Raw genomic sequence first — 18,077 nt, forward strand, 5'->3', positions numbered from 1 at the left:
ACGGCGGCATGGGCGGCATGGGCGGCTCGGGGCCGCAGCCGGGCCCGGGTGGAGCAGGCGGGGCCGGCGGACAACTGGCCGGTCACGCAGGTGCCGCCGGCGCACCCGGCGCCCAGGTCAACGCACCCGGCAATTCGGGCGTGCCGGCCGATCCCGGCCAGAATTCCGTCGACGCGGCCCGCGCCGGCGACCTCACCACGTCGAACGGCGGAACTATCACCAACAGCGCTCTCACCGAGATCTCCGGCATCGATGCCGGCATCAAGAATCCGAATGTCGTTTGGGTGCACAATGATTCGGGCGACTCGGCGCGAATCTTCGCCGTCGACGCAAAGACCGGGCAAACCCTGGGCAGCTACACACTCGGTGGCGCAAAAGCAGTCGACTGGGAAGACATCGAGGTCGCTACCGCAGCCGACGGCAAGTCCTATATCTACGTCGGCGACATCGGCGACAACGGATTGTCGCGCAGCAACGTTGTCATCTACCGCGTCCCCGAGCCGACGGTGACGGGCACGGCGACCAACCCCGCGAGCACGACGTTGACGGGCATCGATCAGCTTCGTCTGGCATATCCGAACGGCGAAAAGATCAACTCCGAGTCCCTGGCGGTCGATCCGCGTTCGGGCAACCTGATGGTCATCGAGAAGACTAGTGGCGACGTTTCCCGCGTCTATTCGGCACCGGCAACAGCGTGGGGAAGCGCCGGGGATACGACCCTGCAACAAGTCGCGACACTGGACACGTCGCACACCAACTCGAAACTCGTCACCAGCGCCGACTTCTCGCCGGACGGTTCGGAATTGGCCGTTCGCACCTATCGCGATGTGCTGCTGTGGAACCGCGACCCCAACAGCAGTGCCTGGTCGCCATTCAGCCAGCAGCCCGTCATGGGGCCGGCGGTTCCGAACGAATCCCAGGGTGAGGCGATCGCGTTCCATCCGGACGGGGACGGCTACGTCACGGTGAGCGAGGGAACAATTCAGACCTTGCACAATTTCGACGCGCCGTGATCTCGGGGGCACGCGATGCCCGCGAGACGTCGCAGACCGTGGCGAGATTCACTGTGGCACAAGCTAACTCCACGAGAAAGTCAGTGGATACCGGTAGAAGACTGCCCGCTGTGCTGCGCGGCACCACCGGGCTCGCCCGGTTCCGGTGTGATTGGGCGCGACGACGGGTGCCTCGGTGTCATCGCTTCCGGCTTCCGGTACAAGAGGGCCAGCGGTAGGAAAGTCAACGCCACCAGTACGACCGCCACCACAAACGCCGCGCTGTAGGCGTGCGACAGGCCGCTGTGGGGAAGGGGCCGGCCCGGCATTGCCGGGTGGCCGAGCTGGCTGGTCAGGATCACCGACAGCAGCGCGGTACCCACCGCGGCCGCCACCTGCTGATTGACCTTGATCAGCGTCGAACCCCTGGCCATCTGATGCGGGGTCAGCGTCTGCATTGCCACCGCGACCAGCGGCATCCGGGTAGCCCCCATGCCCAGCCCCAAAATCGTCAGACCGGTCAGCAGCATCGGCAGCGACTCGCGCTGGTCGGCAACACCATAAGCGAAGACACCCATGCCCGCGACGTTCAACGCGACACCGATGACCAGAACCCCGCGAGCGCCGCGTCGGTCCATCAACGTTCCCGCCCACGGCATACTCACCGCGGCCCCGATTCCTCGGGGAACCACGCTCACTCCGGCTTGCAAAGGCGTCTGGTTCAGCAGCTGCTGGAAGTAGCTCGGGAACAGTACCCCGGCGCCGAAGGTCGAGGCGATATAGAAAAACATGGCGACATTGGTGAGTGTGAATGCTCGGTTAGTCAATAGGCGCAAATCGATCAGGGACTTATCCGACCGGTGGAGCGCATGAAACACGAACCCGACGATCAACACCATCCCAACGGCCAGGGGTATCCCCACATGCCCGTCGGCCACGGTGCCGCGGAGGGGGATTTCCGACATCCCGTACAACAGCGCCGGCAGGCCCGGCGACAGCAGCAGCATCCCGATGATGTCGAAGCTTTCCGACGGTGACGAGTCGTCATCAGGCAACACGATCGCGGCCAGGCCCACTGCGACCACACCGACTGGCAGATTGATCCAAAAGATCCACTGCCAGCTGTAGCTGTCGATGAGCCAACCGCCCAGGACCGGCCCGAAAGCGGGGGCGAGCACAACCGGAATCCCCAGCACGGCCATCACGCGGCCAACCCGTTTGGGACCTGCCTCGCGGTTCACGATGGTGAGGGTCAGCGTTGTGAGCAGGCCACCGCCGAGACCCTGCAGCACCCGGGAGACGATCAGCACGGTGATGTTTGGCGCTACCGCGCACAGTAGCGATCCCAGTGTGAACGCGACAACGGAACCGATGAACATCCGTTTGGTGCCGAACCGGTCGGCTGCCCAACCAGCAATCGGGATCACGGCGGCTAACGCGAGCGTGTAACCGGTGATCGTCCAGGAAACGACGGCCTGGGTGGAGCCGAAGGTGGCGACGAACGTGCGTTGCGCAACGGTGACAACCGTGGTGTCCAACAGGTTCATGAATGAGCCCAGGACGCACACTCCTGCTATCCACCACAGCCTGGCGTCGAGCTTGTCTGCATTGCTGCGCTGCTCTCGGCTCGCATTGTGCGTGGGCAGGCCGGGTCGGCGCCCGCCCGGGCGGCGTATCACCGTGATTCCCACGAGCGGTGCGAAAGTGTCAGCTTTTCGACAGCGCCAAGGGCCGCCGCGGTCCGCTCCTCCCAACCGCCGCTGACAACGACGAATGGTCGTTTCGCTGCGCGCAGAGCGCGCTCGCAGCCGCCGACAAAGTCAACGCCCCCGCTGAGCGGATAAGCCTGGGCGGCGGCGTCCGAAGGCGCATCGGCCGTCATGAGGAGCGTGAGGTCGTAAGGACGGCAAGCTAATTGGCGGAGTTCTTGGGGGCAGCTGCCCAACAGCAGCTCGGCCCACACGGTGGTGGCCAGCGGATCGGTAGCGCAGATCAGCACTCGATCGGAGTCACGTGCCAAGGCTTCTTCCGAAGCGATCTGCCCGCGAACGATTGCGATCCAATCCGGTCCTGCCGAGGTTCCTGCCTTCAAACCCATTGGCGCCCTTGACCACTCGGGAACCCATTTCGTCCCGAGCTTTTTCGCGAGCACACGGGCGAGAGCGCTCGTCGCGGTGGGTTCGGGGCCGAGGATGCTGACCCTCTTCACGAAGGTGGGTCGCACGCAGCGCGGGATGTGCTGCCAGTGCGCAAACGGGTCCGCGCGGATGCATGTCGCACTGACCGGAACGACCGTGCGGGCCTGATCGACTGACACGAATCGCGCTCCGAGGACTTGGGCGAGGTCGGCGCCGTAGGGTTCGGAAGCGAAGACGAAGTCGGGACGCACCGACAGAACCTTCTCCAAACTCGCCTTCAACAGGGCACGGGACGGCGGTTGCTCCGACGGATGCTGCATTTCCTTCATGAATAGATCAATCACGCGATCAAAGGGGAACAGCTCGCGCATCCACGCCAGGCGTTGGTTGCCCGATATCGGGTCTCGGGCCCGCACCGAGATGACGATCGTCAGATCGTCCACCCACTGGCGCGCAAACTCGCACAGATACACGTGGCCGGCATGGGGTGGCACGAACCTGCCGAGCACCATTCCGTGGGTCATGACGGCCCTCCCGCGCCGGTGCCGGGGTCGTTGTAGCGCGGGACGGGGCGACGGGCCTGCGACTCGGGGTTTGCAGATCCGCCACATCCGACATAGCCGAACTCGCGCTCAGCGTGAGGTGGATGCCGGCCGCAACGATGCACGAACCTTGTTTAGCACCAGGTTGTGCTTTCCGTCTGGATAAGCCGGCGCTCGGATGTCGCAATCTTGGCCGCCGTCGAGCCCGGCGGTGAAGCACCGGGACGGCGGCCGGGGCGCCCTATTGGGTGCCCGACCGTACGGCCGCAATGACGCCGCCGTCGACCAGCAAGTCGGTACCAGTGATGAAGGATGCGTCCGGGCCGAGCAGAAAGGCCGCCGCTGCCGCGATGTCGTCGGGGGTTCCGATGCGGCCGGTGCCTGACATCGCGATCATGGCGCGCATGCCGTCGCCGGCAGCGGAGTCCAGTTCCAGATGCCCCATGGGTGTGGAGATGATGCCGGGACTGATCGAGTTTATCCGGGCGCCGCGGCGGCCCCACTGCGCGCTCGCGGCCCGCACCCGAACATGGTTGGCTTGCTTAGCGATTGGGTAGGCGAAAGCGGGTTCGTTGACCCGGCTGACGAAGTCGAGCGACAGCAGGTCGACCGGCGGGCGGTGGGCCAACGCGTGCTCTTGCTCGGCGGTCAGTGCCGGGACCAGGTGGCCAGCCATGCTGGCGATCACCACCCCCGCACCGCCCGGCGCGACGACTGCGCCGAACTCCTGCAGCACAAGCGCGACCCCCAGCAGGTCGACGGCCAGGATTGCTTGCGCCGAGGCTTGGGCCGGGGACAGCCCGGCCGTGTGCGCCAGGTGTGTGACATTGCCGAGGGAGGCGGCGTACTGCGCGAGCCCGCGAACTGATTGCGCGGAGGCGACGTCGACACTGCGACTCAGCACGTGATGGCCTCCTGCGGAAAGGGATTCGACGGCGGATGCCAGCGTCTCGTCGTTGTTGTCGGCCAGGAGTACCGTCTTGCCGGCGCCCGACCGCCGGGCAATCGCCTGACCGATGCCGCCGGCACCGATAACGGTCAACACGTCCCGATGCATTGCTAGGTCACCGGTCACCGATACTCCTCGCCGATCCGTTCCACTGCGTCGTCTCCGTTCGGTGGATGTCGTCGGATACCAGAGGTGTACCTCGTGGTAGTGGCCACGCATACACCGCAGTGCGACCCAAGCTTGTACCAGAGTTCTGTGTCAAGCTATTCAACGTGAAGCCGGTCAAGGCGAAGCCAGGCTATGGTCCACTTTCGCCGTCGAGCACCTTGATTGACATCGCTGCCGGCGAACTGGCAGCTCTCCCCGGTGACGTGAGTCCCGAAATTCAGCGCCCACGCAGCTCGGTGAGGTTCTGACCCGGCAACCACACGGGGTCAGGGGTTCGCGCGCGTCGCCTTGCGTGGCTCGCTACCGGCATTCAATGATGGCTCGTGGTCAAGCGTGAAAATCGTGGCGTGAACCGGTGGGAGCTGATTGCCTGTGCGGTCAGCGGGCATGCCACCTATGCCCCCGACGACGAGGCACTTGCGGACCGGCTCAGCGCCACCACCAAGCTCGGCGAGGTATGGCGCTGTCTTCGTTGCGGCGACTTCACCCTCGGTGAGCCGCATGGCCGAGGCCACCCCGAAGACGCACCACTTATCATGCGGGGCAAGGCCTTACGTCAGGCCATCATCATCCGGGTGCTCGCAGTCGAGCGGTTGTTTCGCGCGTTGATCCTCGGCCTTGCCGCGTGGGCGGTGTGGGAGTTTCGCGGAGCCCGCGGGGCCATTCAGGCCACTCTCGATCGCGACCTGCCGGTCTTTCGCGCGGCCGGGTTCAAGGTCGATCAAATGTCGGCGATACACGAACTGGAGAAGGCGCTGGCCGCAAAACCATCGACGCTGGCGCTGATCACGTTCATGCTGGCCGCCTACGCGGTCCTGCAGGTGGTTGAGGGCGTGGGCCTATGGCTGCTCAAGCGCTGGGGTGAATACTTCGCGGTCGTGGCCACCTCGATTTTCCTGCCGCTGGAGATCCACGACCTGACCAAGGGCATCACCATGACCCGGGTTGTAACCTTCAGCATCAACATCGCTGCGGTGCTCTACCTGCTGATCTCGAAGCGGTTGTTCGGCCTGCGCGGCGGACGCAAGGCATATGAGGAAGAACGGCACGGCGAGCAGTTGCTCGACCTCGAACGCGCCGCCATGACGACCTGATCGCGCGGCCCCAGCAGGATCGGAGATCGCGATGGGCACCTATGCAATCACCGGAGCGGCATCCGGGATGGGCCGTGCGGCCGCGGGCCGGCTACGGGATAACGGCCACACGGTGATCGGCGTCGACCTCAAAGACGCCGACGTCGCCGCAGACTTGTCGACACCCCAGGGACGGGCGCAGGCCGCTGACCAAGTGGTGGTGGCCGGCGGCGGCAAGCTCGACGGAGCCGTGCTGGCTGCGGGCTTGGGGCCGGGTCCGGGGCGGGACCGGATGCGGCGGATCGCCGACGTCAATTACCTGGGCGTGGTCGAGTTGCTGCAAGCGTGGCGGCCCGCGTTGGCCGCCGTCGGGCACGCGAAGGTGGTCGTCATCGCAAGTAATTCGACGACGACGGTGCCCGCGGTGCCCCGACGAACCGTGCGGGCACTGCTGGACAATGACGCCGACCGGGCGCTGCGTTCGGCGCGGCTGTTCGGCAGAGCTGCGCCGTCGATCATCTACGCAGCCTCCAAAATCGCGGTAAGCCGCTGGGTTCGGCGCCACGCCGTGCTGCCGGAGTGGGCCGGATCGGGCATCCGGCTCAACGCCCTTGCGCCCGGGGCCATCATGACGCCGCTGCTGCAGGAGCAGCTGTCGGACCCGACGCAGGCCAAAGCCGTGCGGTCATTTCCCATCCCCGTCGGAGGATTCGGCGATGTCGCGCACCTGGCTGACTGGATTTGCTTCCTGCTCTCAGATTCCGCGGATTTCCTCTGTGGCAGTGTGGTATTCGTCGATGGCGGCTCCGACGCATACTTCCGGGCCGACGATTGGCCAAAGCCGGTGCCGGCGCGTCGACTGCCCGGATACCTGGTGCGGTTCCGCCGCGGCTCCCGCATGATGACCGGGCTGCGGTCGAGCGACTCGCCGTGACGATCGGCGTTATCTGCGCAATCCCGCAGGAGTTGTCGTTCCTGCTGGGTTTGATGTCGGGACCCGAGCGCCAGCAGATCGCCCAGGTCACCTTCGACGTCGGCACGCTCGACGACTACCCGGTGGTGTTGGCAGCAGCCGGCATGGGCAAAGTCAACACGAGTTTGGTCGTCGCGCTGCTTGCCGACCGATTCCGTTGCCGAGCAATTGTTTTCACCGGCGTTGCTGGTGGTCTGGACGCGCAACTTCGGATCGGCGATGTCGTTGTCGCCGAGCGCGTGGTTCAGCACGATTTCGGGCTGGTGGAAGACGAGCGATTACAGCCCGATCAACCCGGCCACATATCGGTTGCGATCCCGTGGCTGGTCATCCGCGCTAGTCGAGATCTAGCTGTCTAGTTTTCTAGTACGCCGCGGTTCGGGCGCACGAGCTCAACGGCGGCGACCGCGTCGATCAGGCCTGCGTGTGGTGGTGGTGTCGAGTGTGCAGTGACGGCGTCGAGTGTGCCGCCAGGGCGGGCCAGCGCCGATGTTCTCGCCCTACAAGCACATTCGACGCCGTCGCTGCACACTCGAAACCACGGCATCACAGTCGACACCCGTGGGCATATGAGTGTTGCGCCGTCCCCGTACACCGGCTGCCACGACAGGTTCGAGCAATGCGTGAAGATCGACCTGGCAAGGCTCATCGGGCCGGCGACCCTCGGTGATACGGACGTGGCGCCGAGGCGTGGGCGCAGACATGAAAGGTCTGCCCGAAGGCAGATCCCCGTCTTCTGACGGTGGGTCAAGCAGGCCCCTGCGGGCCTCGCCCAAAAATGGGCTTGCTGCTCTTCGGGCAGACCGCCAGGTTGCCCTGGCAATCACCACTATGGCATCGCGATCGCCGGTATCACGACGGCCGAAAGTCCCTTGGTATGCCGGTCCAAAGTCACATCGAGCGGGCTCACCGGATGGGCTCTTGCTTGGCAGCCGTGGCAGCCATGACCAGGCGCAAATCGGAAGAGGTGGCAACTGCCCAACGGGGCCGCCGGTAAGGTCGCCGTATGGCACTTCCCCCACCAGGAAACGACCGCGCCGCCGTCGTCACCGGGGCGTCGTCGGGCATCGGCGAGGAGCTCGCCCGCATTGTTGCTGCGCGCGGCTACCAGGTCGTGCTGGTGGCCCGCAGCGCTGACCGTTTGGAGGCACTGGCCGCACGCTTGGGCCCGCACGCGCATCCGCTGCCCGCCGATCTGTCGTCGCGAGACGACCGGGCCGGCCTGCTGGACCGGGTGGCCGCGCTGCGCCTGGTGCCGGACATCCTGATCAACAACGCCGGACTCTCGACGCTCGGTGTGGTAGCGAAATCCGTTCCGGCCCAAGAACTCAACCTGGTGGAAGTCGATGTGGCGGCCGTCGTCGACCTGTGCAGCAGGTTTGTGCCGGGCATGGTCGAACGCCATCGGGGAGCGGTGCTCAACGTGGCGTCGGTGGCCGCGTTCGGTCCGTTGCCCGGACAAGCCGCCTATGGCGCGGCCAAGGCGTTCGTACTGTCCTATACCCATAGCCTGCGCGGTGAGTTGCGTGGCACCGGGGTCTACGCGACCGCCTTGTGCCCCGGACCGGTCGACACCGGATTCGGTGACGCCGCTGGATTCACCAAAGCGGAAGCCGAAGACAGCCTGCCGCGCATTATGTGGAAGCCCGCCGCCCAGGTGGCCCAGGCCGGTATCGACGGTTTGGCGGCCGGCAAGGCCGTCGTCGTCCCGGGCCTGGTGAACCGTGTCGCCGCCGGTCTTTTTAGGGTGGTGCCACCCGAGTGGATGCTGCCGTTCCTGGCGCGCAACCACCCCGCGCTGAAACGCGATTGAGGCTGGATCAGGTTGCCGCCGCGACGGGCAGACGACCCCCCAGATATCGCTGACGGAGTTTGAGTCGCTGCAGTTTCCCGCTCGTGGTGCGGGGAATGTCCGCAGTGGGCACCAGCACAATCTCGTCAAGGGAGAACCCGAACGCGGTTCGTACCGCGGTCGCGACGTCGATGCGAAGCCGAGGATGTTGGGATTCAGCGGTATTCGTGCCTATCACGGCGACCACGGATTCTCTGCCACGTCGTGCGTCGGGCACCGAGAAGACGATCGTATGTCCGGGGCCAATCTCGGGCATGCTGTCGATCGCCCGCTCGATATCGTAGGGCGGGAAGTTGCGGCCGCGGACGATCAGCATCTCCTTGCTGCGTCCCACCACGAAAAGCTCACCCTCCGAGACAAATCCACGATCTCCGGTGTCATGCCAGCCATCGCGTGGACACGTGAGTGAGCCGTCGGCACTGTGATAACCGAGCATGATCGAGGGACCGCTCACCTGGATCTGCCCCTCACTGCCCGCAGGAAGCTCGACTCCGTCGGAGTCGACTACCCGAATGCGTAAGCCGTCCACCGGCGCACCGCAGGACACCACCGGTTCCTGGGCTGGTCCCGAACCCGATACTCGAACACGCCCGAAATTCGTCGGGGCCGACGGTGCCGGGGCAAGTGCCAAGGTTGTCGCCAGCACCGACTCGGCCATGCCGTAGCACGGAACGAGGACGTTGCAGCGCAGGCCAACTCGGGCGAAGCTGTCGGTGAAGTGGCGCACCGTCGAGTAGGAGATTGGTTCGGCTCCGACGTACGCGTAGGCCAGTGCCGACAGATCGATATCCGCAGTCGCATCGGCACGATGAAGGGCATCGGCGGTGGCCCGGTATGCGAATGGCGGTCCCGCAGTATGTGTCGAGCCATGATGCGTCATGTGCCGAGCCCACGACAGCGGGTCGCGGAGAAACGCCAGTGGTGTCATGATGCCCACCCGCAGTCCGTACAGCAGCCCGCCGAGCACCTGTATGAACCCCATGTCGTGATACATCGGCAACCAGCTGAAAGCTCGGTCGTGCCCCCGGACGATGGCTGTCGCGTAGCCGATCGCACCGACGTTGTGCGCGACGTTGCCGTGCGTCAGCAGCACCGCCTTGGGCGCGGACGTCGAACCGGACGTGAGCTGGACATGATGGACGTCACTCGGCTCGGGTGCGTGGCCCGCCGGCAGCGAAAGGGGTTGGGCCTCTTGGAGTTCGTCGTATACGAGCACGCGTGCGTGCGGCACCGCGACCGCAACGCGGGGTTGCGCCACCACCAGCTGCGGTTCGACCACGCGGATTGCGGCACGCAGATGCTGCACCCCCGCCGACCTTTCGTCTGACGGGGTGGGTGGCGGTGCGATGGCGCAGGGCAGCGCCCCGATCAGCAAGGCTGCCAGCAGCGTCGCCAGATACTGCTCGGTATTGGCCGACACCATGACGATCCGGTCGCCGCGCCGGAGGCCGTTGGCGGCGAGGGCGCCCGCGCGCACGAGCACCTTGTCCACCAGGGCCTGCCCGGCCAGCGTGGCCAGGTGCTCGCGCGTGCCGTAGAAGTCGATCTGGGGAAGGTCATGCTGCAGCAGAAGGCTGTAATCGATTGCACCAGAGGACATTGCCGGGGCGTTCGCCCGTACGTGCGCAAGCGCCCCAGGCGAGAAAACGCTCACGAGCCGGCCAGCCGGCCGGCCTTGTCGGCGAGACGTCGACGCACATAGTCGGCAACATCGGCAACGGTCTGGAACGAGAACGCCGCTTCTTCCTCGATGAACACCAGGAACCGGTCCTCGAGCTCGGTCATCAAAGACATAAGGACGGCGGAGTCGATGGGCAAACTGAGCAGCGGTGTTTGGGAGTCGAGCTGGTTGAAGTCAACCTGTGCGAGATCCTCAGGCGCCAGCACCTTCTCCAGGACTTCGCGGACGGCGTCGACGACCTCGCCGGTCCCGGGAATCGTTGGTGTGGTGGGGTTGTCGGTCATGATTGCGCACCTCGGGTCAGCGTCGGAAGGCGGTGACGGGATCGATCCGCACGACACGGCGCACCGGAATCAGTGATCCGACGAGCGCCATGACGGCGGTGGCGGCGGCCATCGCGGCCAGCATGGCGGGGGTGATCTCAACGGTGACCTCGCCCAACCGGTCGGCGATGAGGAATTGCGCGCCGTAGGCGACGGCGGCACCGGCCAGATAGCCCAGCCCGCCGATCAGGGCGGCCTGGGCAACCACGGTGCGGCACAACTGGATTGGACGCACCCCCAGCGCACGCAGCACCCCGAAGTCGCGCAGCTGCTCGTTGGTGACCGCCAGCACGGTCAACCCCACCAGCGCGACTCCGACCAGCACCGCGATCGCGATCATCGTCTTCAACGGCCGCCCGATCATCGAAATGATGATGGCCCGGCTGTTGTCGGTAAACGTGCCAGCGGCCAGCGCGTCCATGTTGGGCAGGTCGTGGTGGATTGCGGCGGCGACCTGTTGAGCGGTGTAGCCCTGCTGAGGCCGGACCAGGAAATAGGACACCCGATTTCCGGCCCGCAGCAGCCGCGCCGCGTCGGGCAGCGAAACGAACGCGTAGAAGTTGCCCAGCGCGGCGGTCTGGTTGGACAGTCCCACGACGGTGAAATCTTCGTCGACAATCTGGACTTTGTCGCCGAGGCCGATTCCGTTCTTTCGGGCCAGCACCCGATCCAGCACCACCTCGCCCGAGCGGGCGACGTTGCGGCCCTGAGCCAGCGACCACGGGCCGCCCACACCGGTCCGGGTGTCATAACCCAGCACGTAGTAGGCAGTGTGAGTGCCGTTGTGCACGAAATCGGACGGCGATCCCAGCAGCGGATCCGCCGATTGCACCCCGGGGACGGCCATCAAGCGGTCTCGGCTGTCGCCGGGCAACCACGACACCGCCTTGAACATTTGGGTCACCCCGGGCTGGACCACCCATACGGCGTCCCCGGAGTGGTCGATGTAGGTGGTGACCCGATTGGTAGTGCCGACGAAGATGCCCGAGATCACCAACACCAATAGGACTGCGACTCCCACACCCAACACCGAAAACACCAACCGGGCACGTTCGGCGACGAGATTTTTGACGGCGACGATCACCCAGCTACAAGCCCTTGATCACACGCGAACCTGGTAACCCAACCCACAAAGCAAGTAGTCGCAGATGAGTGGCAAGAAGTTCCGCGTGATTTATCCGACCGGTCACGACACGGCGAGTGTGCCCGGGTCAACCGAAGAGCGGGGCGCCAAAAACAATAGCCATCGCCAGAGCCATCGATATCCGGCCGGCCTGCGCCAGTACCTCACGACTGCTGACGTCCCCACCGCGCCGGCGCCCGTTAACGGACATGAAGGCCCACACCGTCGCCGCGGCCGTGAAGGCCAAGAACCACAACCAGTTGACGGAGTCGACCCATGCCGGCTGGGCGCCGTCTACTGTCATGGGCATCGCCGACGTGTCCATGCCGGGCATCGAGATTTCCGTCGGTTGACGGGTGACCGAGCTGCCGGGCAGCAAATGGCCGTTCATCACGACGTACATCCACGCCATGGCGAGCATCATCGATGCGTGGTAGGTGCCCGCAGCCCACTGCGCCATGGTCTTCGCCGAGACGACGGTCAGCGCGACGAACCACCCGGCCGCCAGCAGAAAGAACGCCGCGGGTGCGGTCGTCGGCGCATGTGCGCCCCAAGGCCAGACCATCACCGTCATCGCGATCGCCATCACCAGATGCAGCCCGTTGCTGACGACCGAGACCCAGCGACGCCGCTGGGCGACCGCCGCGACGACGTAGGCGGTACCACTCAGCACGAAAAGCCCGGTCGCTAGGCAACGAAGCAGCAGCTCATCGACCATGTAAAGCTCGATCGCCGGGGCTCGGGGAGGTCATGACGTCACTTTCAGATCGGTATCGACGGCCCCAGCAGAATATGCGGTCCGCGACCGGTAGGTGGCAGCGGCAAATCCGGGGGTTCGGCCACGGGCGTGCGTTACGACATTGGGTCGTAAGCTCGTGGGGTGCAGACCGATGCGACCGCTGACCGTTTGCCGTCGGCGGCGCCGGCCCCACGGTCACCCTCGCTGGTGTCGGCAGCACTGTTGGTGGGTCTGCTCGGCAGCTCAGCTGCGTTGGCTTCCTATGGGCTGGTGTCGGGAGAGCGTCGCTATGCCGCGGCGGGTAATCCGTATCCCGGTGGGTTCCTCTGTGTTGCGGAGCCGCTCGGGTACTTCTTTGCGTCGCTGGCGACCGCAGTGTGCCTGGGCGCGCTGCTGTACGTCGTCATCGCGGCGCGCCCGGAGCACGACGGCTTGATCGATGCTGCGGCATTCCGGATTCACCTTGTGGCAGAGCGTGTTTCCGTTATCTGGTTGGGGTTAGCGGTGGGGATGGCGGTTATTCAGGCCGCCCACGATGCCGGGGTGGCCCCGTCGAGGCTGCTGGACAGCGGGGCGCTGCCGGATGCCGTCGGCGCCTCCGATGGCGCCCGGGCGTGGATCGTTGCGGCGATCTGCGCGCTGGTGGTGGCGGTGGCGTTGCGCTTCATCACGCGGTGGGTCGGCCATGTCGTGTTGCTTATCCCGGTCGTGATTGCCGTGGCTGCGACCGCCGTCACCGGTAACGCCGGCCAGGGGCCGGACCATGACTACACGACCAGCGCGGCGATCGTCTTCACGTTGGTGCTCGCCGCGCTCACCGGGCTGAAGACCGCCACGGCGTTGACGACGGCGACGCCGGGTCGCGCAGTCCAGGTGATGCATGTGGCCTGCGGGGCGTTGACACTGTCCTACGGAGCGGTGCTGCTGTATCTGCTGATCCCGGGTTGGTCGCTGGATTCGGACTTTGCTCACTTGGGTCTTGCGGCGGGCCTTTTGGTAACGCTGGTCTGGTTATTCGACTGCTGGAGCTTGTTCGTCCGGCCCGCTGGGCGCGGCGTAGCCCGTATCGCCGGCGCTCTGACCATGATGGTCGTGATTGCTGCGGTGGCTGCCATGGCGATCCAGACGGCGCCCCGGTATGTCGCGCACCAGTTTTCGGCGTGGGACGTTTTTCTCGGATATGAACTGCCACATCCGCCGAACGTCATCACGCTGGCCACCGTGTGGCGGTTCGACAGCCTGGTCGGCACTCTTGGCGTGGTCCTCGCCGTCGCGTATGTGATCGCTTACGTGCGCTTGCGCAAGAACGGCAACGCCTGGCCCGTCGGCAGGTTAATTGCATGGCTGATCGGTTGTGTCGTCTTGGTGTTCACCAGCAGCTCGGGTGTGCGGGCCTACGGATCGGCGATGTTCAGCGTGCACATGGCAGAGCACATGACGCTGAACATGTTCGTCCCGGTACTGCTGGTGTTGGGTGGTCCGGTCACCTTGGCCCTGCGGGTATTGCCCGCTGCCGGGGAGGGCCGACCGCCGGGCCCCCGCGAGTGGCTGACCTGGCTGCTGCATTCGCGGGTGACGGCATTCTTGTCGCATCCGATCACGGCGTTCATCCTGTTTGTCGCCTCGCCCTACATCGTTTACTTCACACCGCTGTTCGACATCCTGGTCCGCTACCACTGGGGCCACGAATTCATGGCCGTCCATTTCCTGATCGTCGGGTACCTCTTTTACTGGGCGATCATCGGTATCGACCCGGGGCCACGCCGGCTTCCCTACCCGGGACGGATCGGATTGCTGTTCGCGGTCATGCCCTTTCACGCATTCTTCGGCATCGCGCTGATGACCACGACGTCGGCCATAGGTCGCGAGTTTTATCGCTCGGTTGCTCTGCCCTGGCTGCCGGACATTGTCGCCGATCAACACCTCGGTGGTGGAATCGCCTGGGGTGCAACGGAATTACCCATCATTATCGTGATCGTGGCGCTGGTTGCGCAGTGGGCCCGCCAGGACCGCCGGGTCGCGGCGCGTGAGGATCGGCATGCGGACAGCAACTACGCCGACGACGACCTGGACGCCTACAACGCGATGCTTCGCGAATTGTCCCGCATGCGTCGGTGAGTGAACTGCCGGAGACCAGCCCTTGGTGGTCGTATTCGGCATGCGAGGTCTCGGACCGCGGTCTGTTTCGGCGATCGGATGCCTTCCGCCCGGATTCCTCGGGGTGTCGAGGTCGGCGAGCGCAGCTTGGTTGCGCGCCTTGGCGTCCGTTTCGCCAGCCATGCGCGTGGCTGCGCTCGGACCTCTGGCAATGGAGGATATCCGGCGATACGCAGCAGACTCGCGGGCCCGTCGGCGTCGGTTGTCATGCCGCGGTATCGACTGTGCAGTGACGGCTTTGAGCGCGCACGTAGGGCGACTATTTCGCGCTGGGGCCGCCACCAGCGCACAGTCGGCGCCACCAGCGCACCGTCGGCGCCGTGAGCGCACGCTGAACGCCTGGCCGTGGCGTTAGTTAGCCCGCGGCCGGAATCCGTGGCATGACATAGGCGCGCGGCGGCATCCGCAGTGCGCTGTTGACACCGCTGCCGCTCCCGCCGGAGGGCGTCGGCCCGAGCGGCAGCCCGCCCAGCATGTGTCCCGGCCCGCTTTCCGCGGCGCTGCCCAGGCTGGTGGCGGGCAAGGCCCGAACCGCCGGGCTGATTCCATGAGTGGCCGCGGCCCAGCTCTGCGGCACCGACAGCGAACCGACCGAAGCCGCCCGGCCCAACCCGGCCGCGAAGCCCGAACCGCCCACTCCGCCGGACGCCGACCCCAGCGCCGCGGTCCCGCCTGCAACCGCCTTGGCAGCACTGCCGGCAGCCTCGGCGACCGCAGCGGGCACCGCCCTGGCCATCGTGGCCGCCATCTGGGTCATCGCAACCGTGTTGTTGGTTACCGAAACACAGTTCTGACCTATCGACACTATGTCTCTGAAGGTGCCCAGGTGCGGCGAAATCTCCTTCCACAATTCGACCAGCCAGTTCCACGGGGTCGGCTCGCCGAGCATGCGTAGCACCTGGGGCACCGCGGACATCAGCTGCCTGATGGCGTCAGCTTCGGCTTCCCCGACCACTGCCAGCTGCCTGACCAGCCCATCCGGGCGAGTGGTTTCCGGGGCTTCCTCAAACGGCAGCAACGTCGATGCCGCCGCCGAGGCGGCCGCATAGCCGTACATCGCGGCGGCGTCCTGCGCCCACATCTCGGCGTACTGCGCTTCGGTGATTGCGATCGCCGCAGCATTTTGTCCGAAGATATCGGTGGCAATCAGGGTCATGAGCACCGTCCGATTTTCGACGACGATCGGTGGCGGTACCGTCATCGAGAACACCGCGTTGAATGCCGCCGCCGCCGCCATGGCCTGGACGCCGGCCTGCTCGGCCTGGGTCGCGGTAGCGTTCATCCACGCGACATAGGGTGCTGCCGCGGCCGCCATCAGGGTCGACGCCGGACCCAACCACGAGCCCACCGTCAGCCCCGAGATCGCCGACTCATACGAGGCGGCCAGCGAGTACAGATCCGCGGCCAGATTTTCCCATGCCGCCGCCGCAGCCAGCAGCGAGCCCGCACCCGGACCGGCATACACCCTGGCGGAGTTGATCTCCGGTGGCAGTGCTCCGAAATCCTGCATGCGTGTGCCTTCGTGTCCGCCGGTACCGACTTAGCCGGCTCTGCCGAGACCGGCGGGGGCACGGGTCCCCGCTGACGTCACAACGAACATGCACTTCCTCCTCAGCGAGCCCGGCCTGTTGCGCGGGTGTCCGAAACCGTTGCCGGTCAGGCGATCTGGATTCTTGGACGCTTCGCCGCGGGCTGCGTTGACGCGGTGGAGCGCGGTCAATCACCGCGGTAGCACTGCGGTGGCCGGCACCGAATGCCGCCCTACCGTGGTTATCGATTGATACCATAGGTTATCGAGCGATATCCTAGGTGTCAAGGGTTCGATCAGCGGTGGGCCGCGGCCGCCAAGCCGGCAGCGGGTTGAGTAATCCGGGGCATGGTGCTCGGAAGGCCGGGCGAGCGGCCTCACAACGGGTCTCGGTTGCGCTATCCCGCCGCGGGTGGTCGCGGTACCACGGCGGGGCGGAACCCATATCGCGGCGCCGCACCACCCATGCCGTGGCCAGCCATCCCGGCGATCGGAACCCCGGGCATCCCAGGCATTCCCGCCGCGGTGTCCGGGACCACGCCCCAGCTTGTCGGCACGGCCGCGGCGGCCGGGGCGGCCGCGGGAAGCGCGGCCCAGCTTGCCGGCACCGACAAGGCGCCGATCGAACGCGCCGCGCCCAGACTCGCCGACATCGCCGCACCCGCGGATGAGGCACCAGCCACCGAACCCAGCTCGCCCACGAGCGCCGATCCCAACGATGAGGCGCCCTCGGCGGCCGCCTTCGCTGCCGGCGCCGTAATCAAGGCCAGTGAAGCCATCGACTGGGCCAGTCCCAGACACGAGCTCACCGAGCTCAGGATCAGCGGCCCAGCCGTGACAAAGATGAAGTCCAGCCAGTCCGGAGGGTCCATGGCCAACAGCGGTGATGCGAGTCCCTGCAGGGCCTGGGGCACTCGGGAGAGCAGTTGCGCCAACGCGCTCGTCTCCGCTTGCGACTCGACCGCCTGGGCCACCGCTGCGGCTTGTGACGTCAACCCGGCTTGATTGGTGGTTGGCGGCGGTTCGGCGAACGGTGTCAGCTGCGAAGCAGCCGCGGAGGTGGCCGCGTAGGCATACATCGCGGCGGCATCTTGAGCCCACATTTCGGCGTACTGCGCCTCGGTGTGTGCGATCACCGCAATGTTCTGGCCCAGAACGTTGGTCGCCGTGAGTGCGGACAACAAGGTCCTGTTGGCCACCACCGCTGCCGGCGGAACGGTCATGGCGAGCGCCACGTCATAGGCCTGCGCGGCCACCCTGGCCTGGCTTGCGGCGTGCTGCGCCCGGCTAGCGGTGGCGCTGAGCCACGAGATGTACGGCGCGGCCGCCGTGGCCATGGATGCCGACACCGAACCCCGCCATGGTCCCTCCGCCAGTCCCGATACCACCGACATGTAGTCGACCGCCATCGCGTACAAGTCGGCGGCCAGTACCTCCCACGCTGCGGCCGCGGCTCTGAGCGACGCCGACCCGTCGCCGGCATACATCCGGCCCGAATTGATCTCCGGTGGCAACACCGCGAAATCCAGCATGGCTAACCGCCGAATGCTCTGGCAAGACGGGGTAGCGCCGGCGCCGGCCGCGCTCCTGCGCGTAGCGGGCACACAGCGAAAGACCCTTGTGCACAACACGTTGCGGTTTGCAGGCTCACCGAAGACATGCAGGTTGCTCCTTAAGTCTGTCCGGACAATGGGCGCCCTCGATGAGGCAGTGCCGCGCAGCTAAGTTATCATCCGATAACCTGCCCGTATAGTCAGGTTATCAGCAGATACCGTGGTGTCAAGCGGTGTGAGAGTGCTTGCGGCAGTGGACAAGCGGGGAGCACCGCGGTGCCGCCCG

The 18,077-nt window shown here is 65.9% G+C and carries 13 protein-coding genes and 2 pseudogenes; 6 read left to right on the forward strand and 9 right to left on the reverse strand.

Going from position 1 to position 18,077, the window contains the following annotated elements:
• Positions 1-1,013, forward strand: a pseudogene (locus EET13_RS30100) (PE family protein); the annotation flags it as partial.
• 80 nt (positions 1,014-1,093) lie between these two features.
• Here the strand turns inward: EET13_RS30100 and EET13_RS00860 are convergent.
• The 3 genes from EET13_RS00860 to EET13_RS00870 all read right to left on the reverse strand — a co-directional run bounded on the left by EET13_RS00860 (position 1,094) and on the right by EET13_RS00870 (position 4,729).
• A complete protein-coding gene (locus EET13_RS00860) occupies positions 1,094-2,668 on the reverse strand; it encodes a DHA2 family efflux MFS transporter permease subunit (protein WP_211189006.1) in 1,575 nt (524 codons plus the stop codon).
• Positions 2,668-3,654 (reverse strand): AAA family ATPase, encoded by a 987-nt coding sequence (locus tag EET13_RS00865; RefSeq protein ID WP_122440505.1) that lies wholly within the window; start codon positions 3,652-3,654, stop codon positions 2,668-2,670. The genes EET13_RS00860 and EET13_RS00865 overlap by 1 nt, the downstream gene beginning before the upstream one ends.
• Before the next feature lie 259 nt (positions 3,655-3,913).
• Positions 3,914-4,729 carry an SDR family oxidoreductase gene (locus EET13_RS00870; RefSeq protein WP_122440506.1) on the reverse strand — a complete coding sequence of 272 codons (816 nt, stop codon included), beginning with the start codon at positions 4,727-4,729 and terminating at the stop codon, positions 3,914-3,916.
• A gap of 383 nt (positions 4,730-5,112) precedes the next feature.
• Between EET13_RS00870 and EET13_RS00875 the strand changes: the two genes are divergently transcribed.
• From EET13_RS00875 to EET13_RS00890, 4 genes and pseudogenes are all read left to right on the forward strand, one after another.
• Positions 5,113-5,883 carry a DUF2127 domain-containing protein gene (locus EET13_RS00875; RefSeq protein ID WP_122440507.1) on the forward strand — a complete coding sequence of 257 codons (771 nt, stop codon included), beginning with the start codon at positions 5,113-5,115 and terminating at the stop codon, positions 5,881-5,883.
• A gap of 31 nt (positions 5,884-5,914) precedes the next feature.
• Positions 5,915-6,796, forward strand: coding sequence for an SDR family oxidoreductase (locus tag EET13_RS00880; protein ID WP_122440508.1), 882 nt, complete (start codon positions 5,915-5,917; stop codon positions 6,794-6,796).
• Positions 6,793-7,155: pseudogene (locus EET13_RS00885) on the forward strand (5'-methylthioadenosine/S-adenosylhomocysteine nucleosidase); the annotation flags it as partial. The gene EET13_RS00880 and the pseudogene EET13_RS00885, both read left to right, overlap by 4 nt.
• Before the next feature lie 686 nt (positions 7,156-7,841).
• Positions 7,842-8,648 carry an SDR family NAD(P)-dependent oxidoreductase gene (locus EET13_RS00890; protein WP_122440510.1) on the forward strand — a complete coding sequence of 269 codons (807 nt, stop codon included), beginning with the start codon at positions 7,842-7,844 and terminating at the stop codon, positions 8,646-8,648.
• A 7-nt stretch (positions 8,649-8,655) separates the two neighbouring features.
• Here the strand turns inward: EET13_RS00890 and EET13_RS00895 are convergent, their stop codons facing one another.
• The 4 genes from EET13_RS00895 to EET13_RS00910 form a co-directional block, all read right to left on the reverse strand.
• On the reverse strand, positions 8,656-10,287 hold the full coding sequence (locus tag EET13_RS00895; protein ID WP_122440511.1) for an AMP-binding protein: 1,632 nt from the start codon (positions 10,285-10,287) through the stop codon (positions 8,656-8,658).
• A 50-nt stretch (positions 10,288-10,337) separates the two neighbouring features.
• Complete coding sequence (locus tag EET13_RS00900; RefSeq protein ID WP_122440512.1) at positions 10,338-10,652, reverse strand: acyl carrier protein; 315 nt, start codon at positions 10,650-10,652, stop codon at positions 10,338-10,340.
• Positions 10,653-10,668: 16 nt separating this feature from the next.
• Positions 10,669-11,775, reverse strand: a complete 1,107-nt coding sequence (locus EET13_RS00905; RefSeq protein WP_122440513.1) for an ABC transporter permease — start codon at positions 11,773-11,775, stop codon at positions 10,669-10,671.
• A gap of 127 nt (positions 11,776-11,902) precedes the next feature.
• Complete coding sequence (locus EET13_RS00910) at positions 11,903-12,532, reverse strand: DUF5134 domain-containing protein (RefSeq protein WP_122440514.1); 630 nt, start codon at positions 12,530-12,532, stop codon at positions 11,903-11,905.
• A 162-nt stretch (positions 12,533-12,694) separates the two neighbouring features.
• Here EET13_RS00910 and EET13_RS00915 point away from each other — a divergent pair, with 162 nt between their 5' ends.
• A complete protein-coding gene (locus tag EET13_RS00915; RefSeq protein ID WP_122440515.1) occupies positions 12,695-14,671 on the forward strand; it encodes a cytochrome c oxidase assembly protein in 1,977 nt (658 codons plus the stop codon).
• Between the two features lie 394 nt (positions 14,672-15,065).
• Here EET13_RS00915 and EET13_RS00920 read toward each other — a convergent pair whose 3' ends face one another.
• Positions 15,066-16,220 (reverse strand): PPE family protein, encoded by a 1,155-nt coding sequence (locus EET13_RS00920; RefSeq protein ID WP_122440516.1) that lies wholly within the window; start codon positions 16,218-16,220, stop codon positions 15,066-15,068.
• 416 nt (positions 16,221-16,636) lie between these two features.
• Positions 16,637-17,770 (reverse strand): PPE family protein, encoded by a 1,134-nt coding sequence (locus tag EET13_RS00925; RefSeq protein WP_280177860.1) that lies wholly within the window; start codon positions 17,768-17,770, stop codon positions 16,637-16,639.
• Positions 17,771-18,077: the final 307 nt, after the last annotated feature.

This window comes from Mycobacterium attenuatum, from assembly GCF_900566085.1.
GTDB lineage: Bacteria > Actinomycetota > Actinomycetes > Mycobacteriales > Mycobacteriaceae > Mycobacterium > Mycobacterium attenuatum.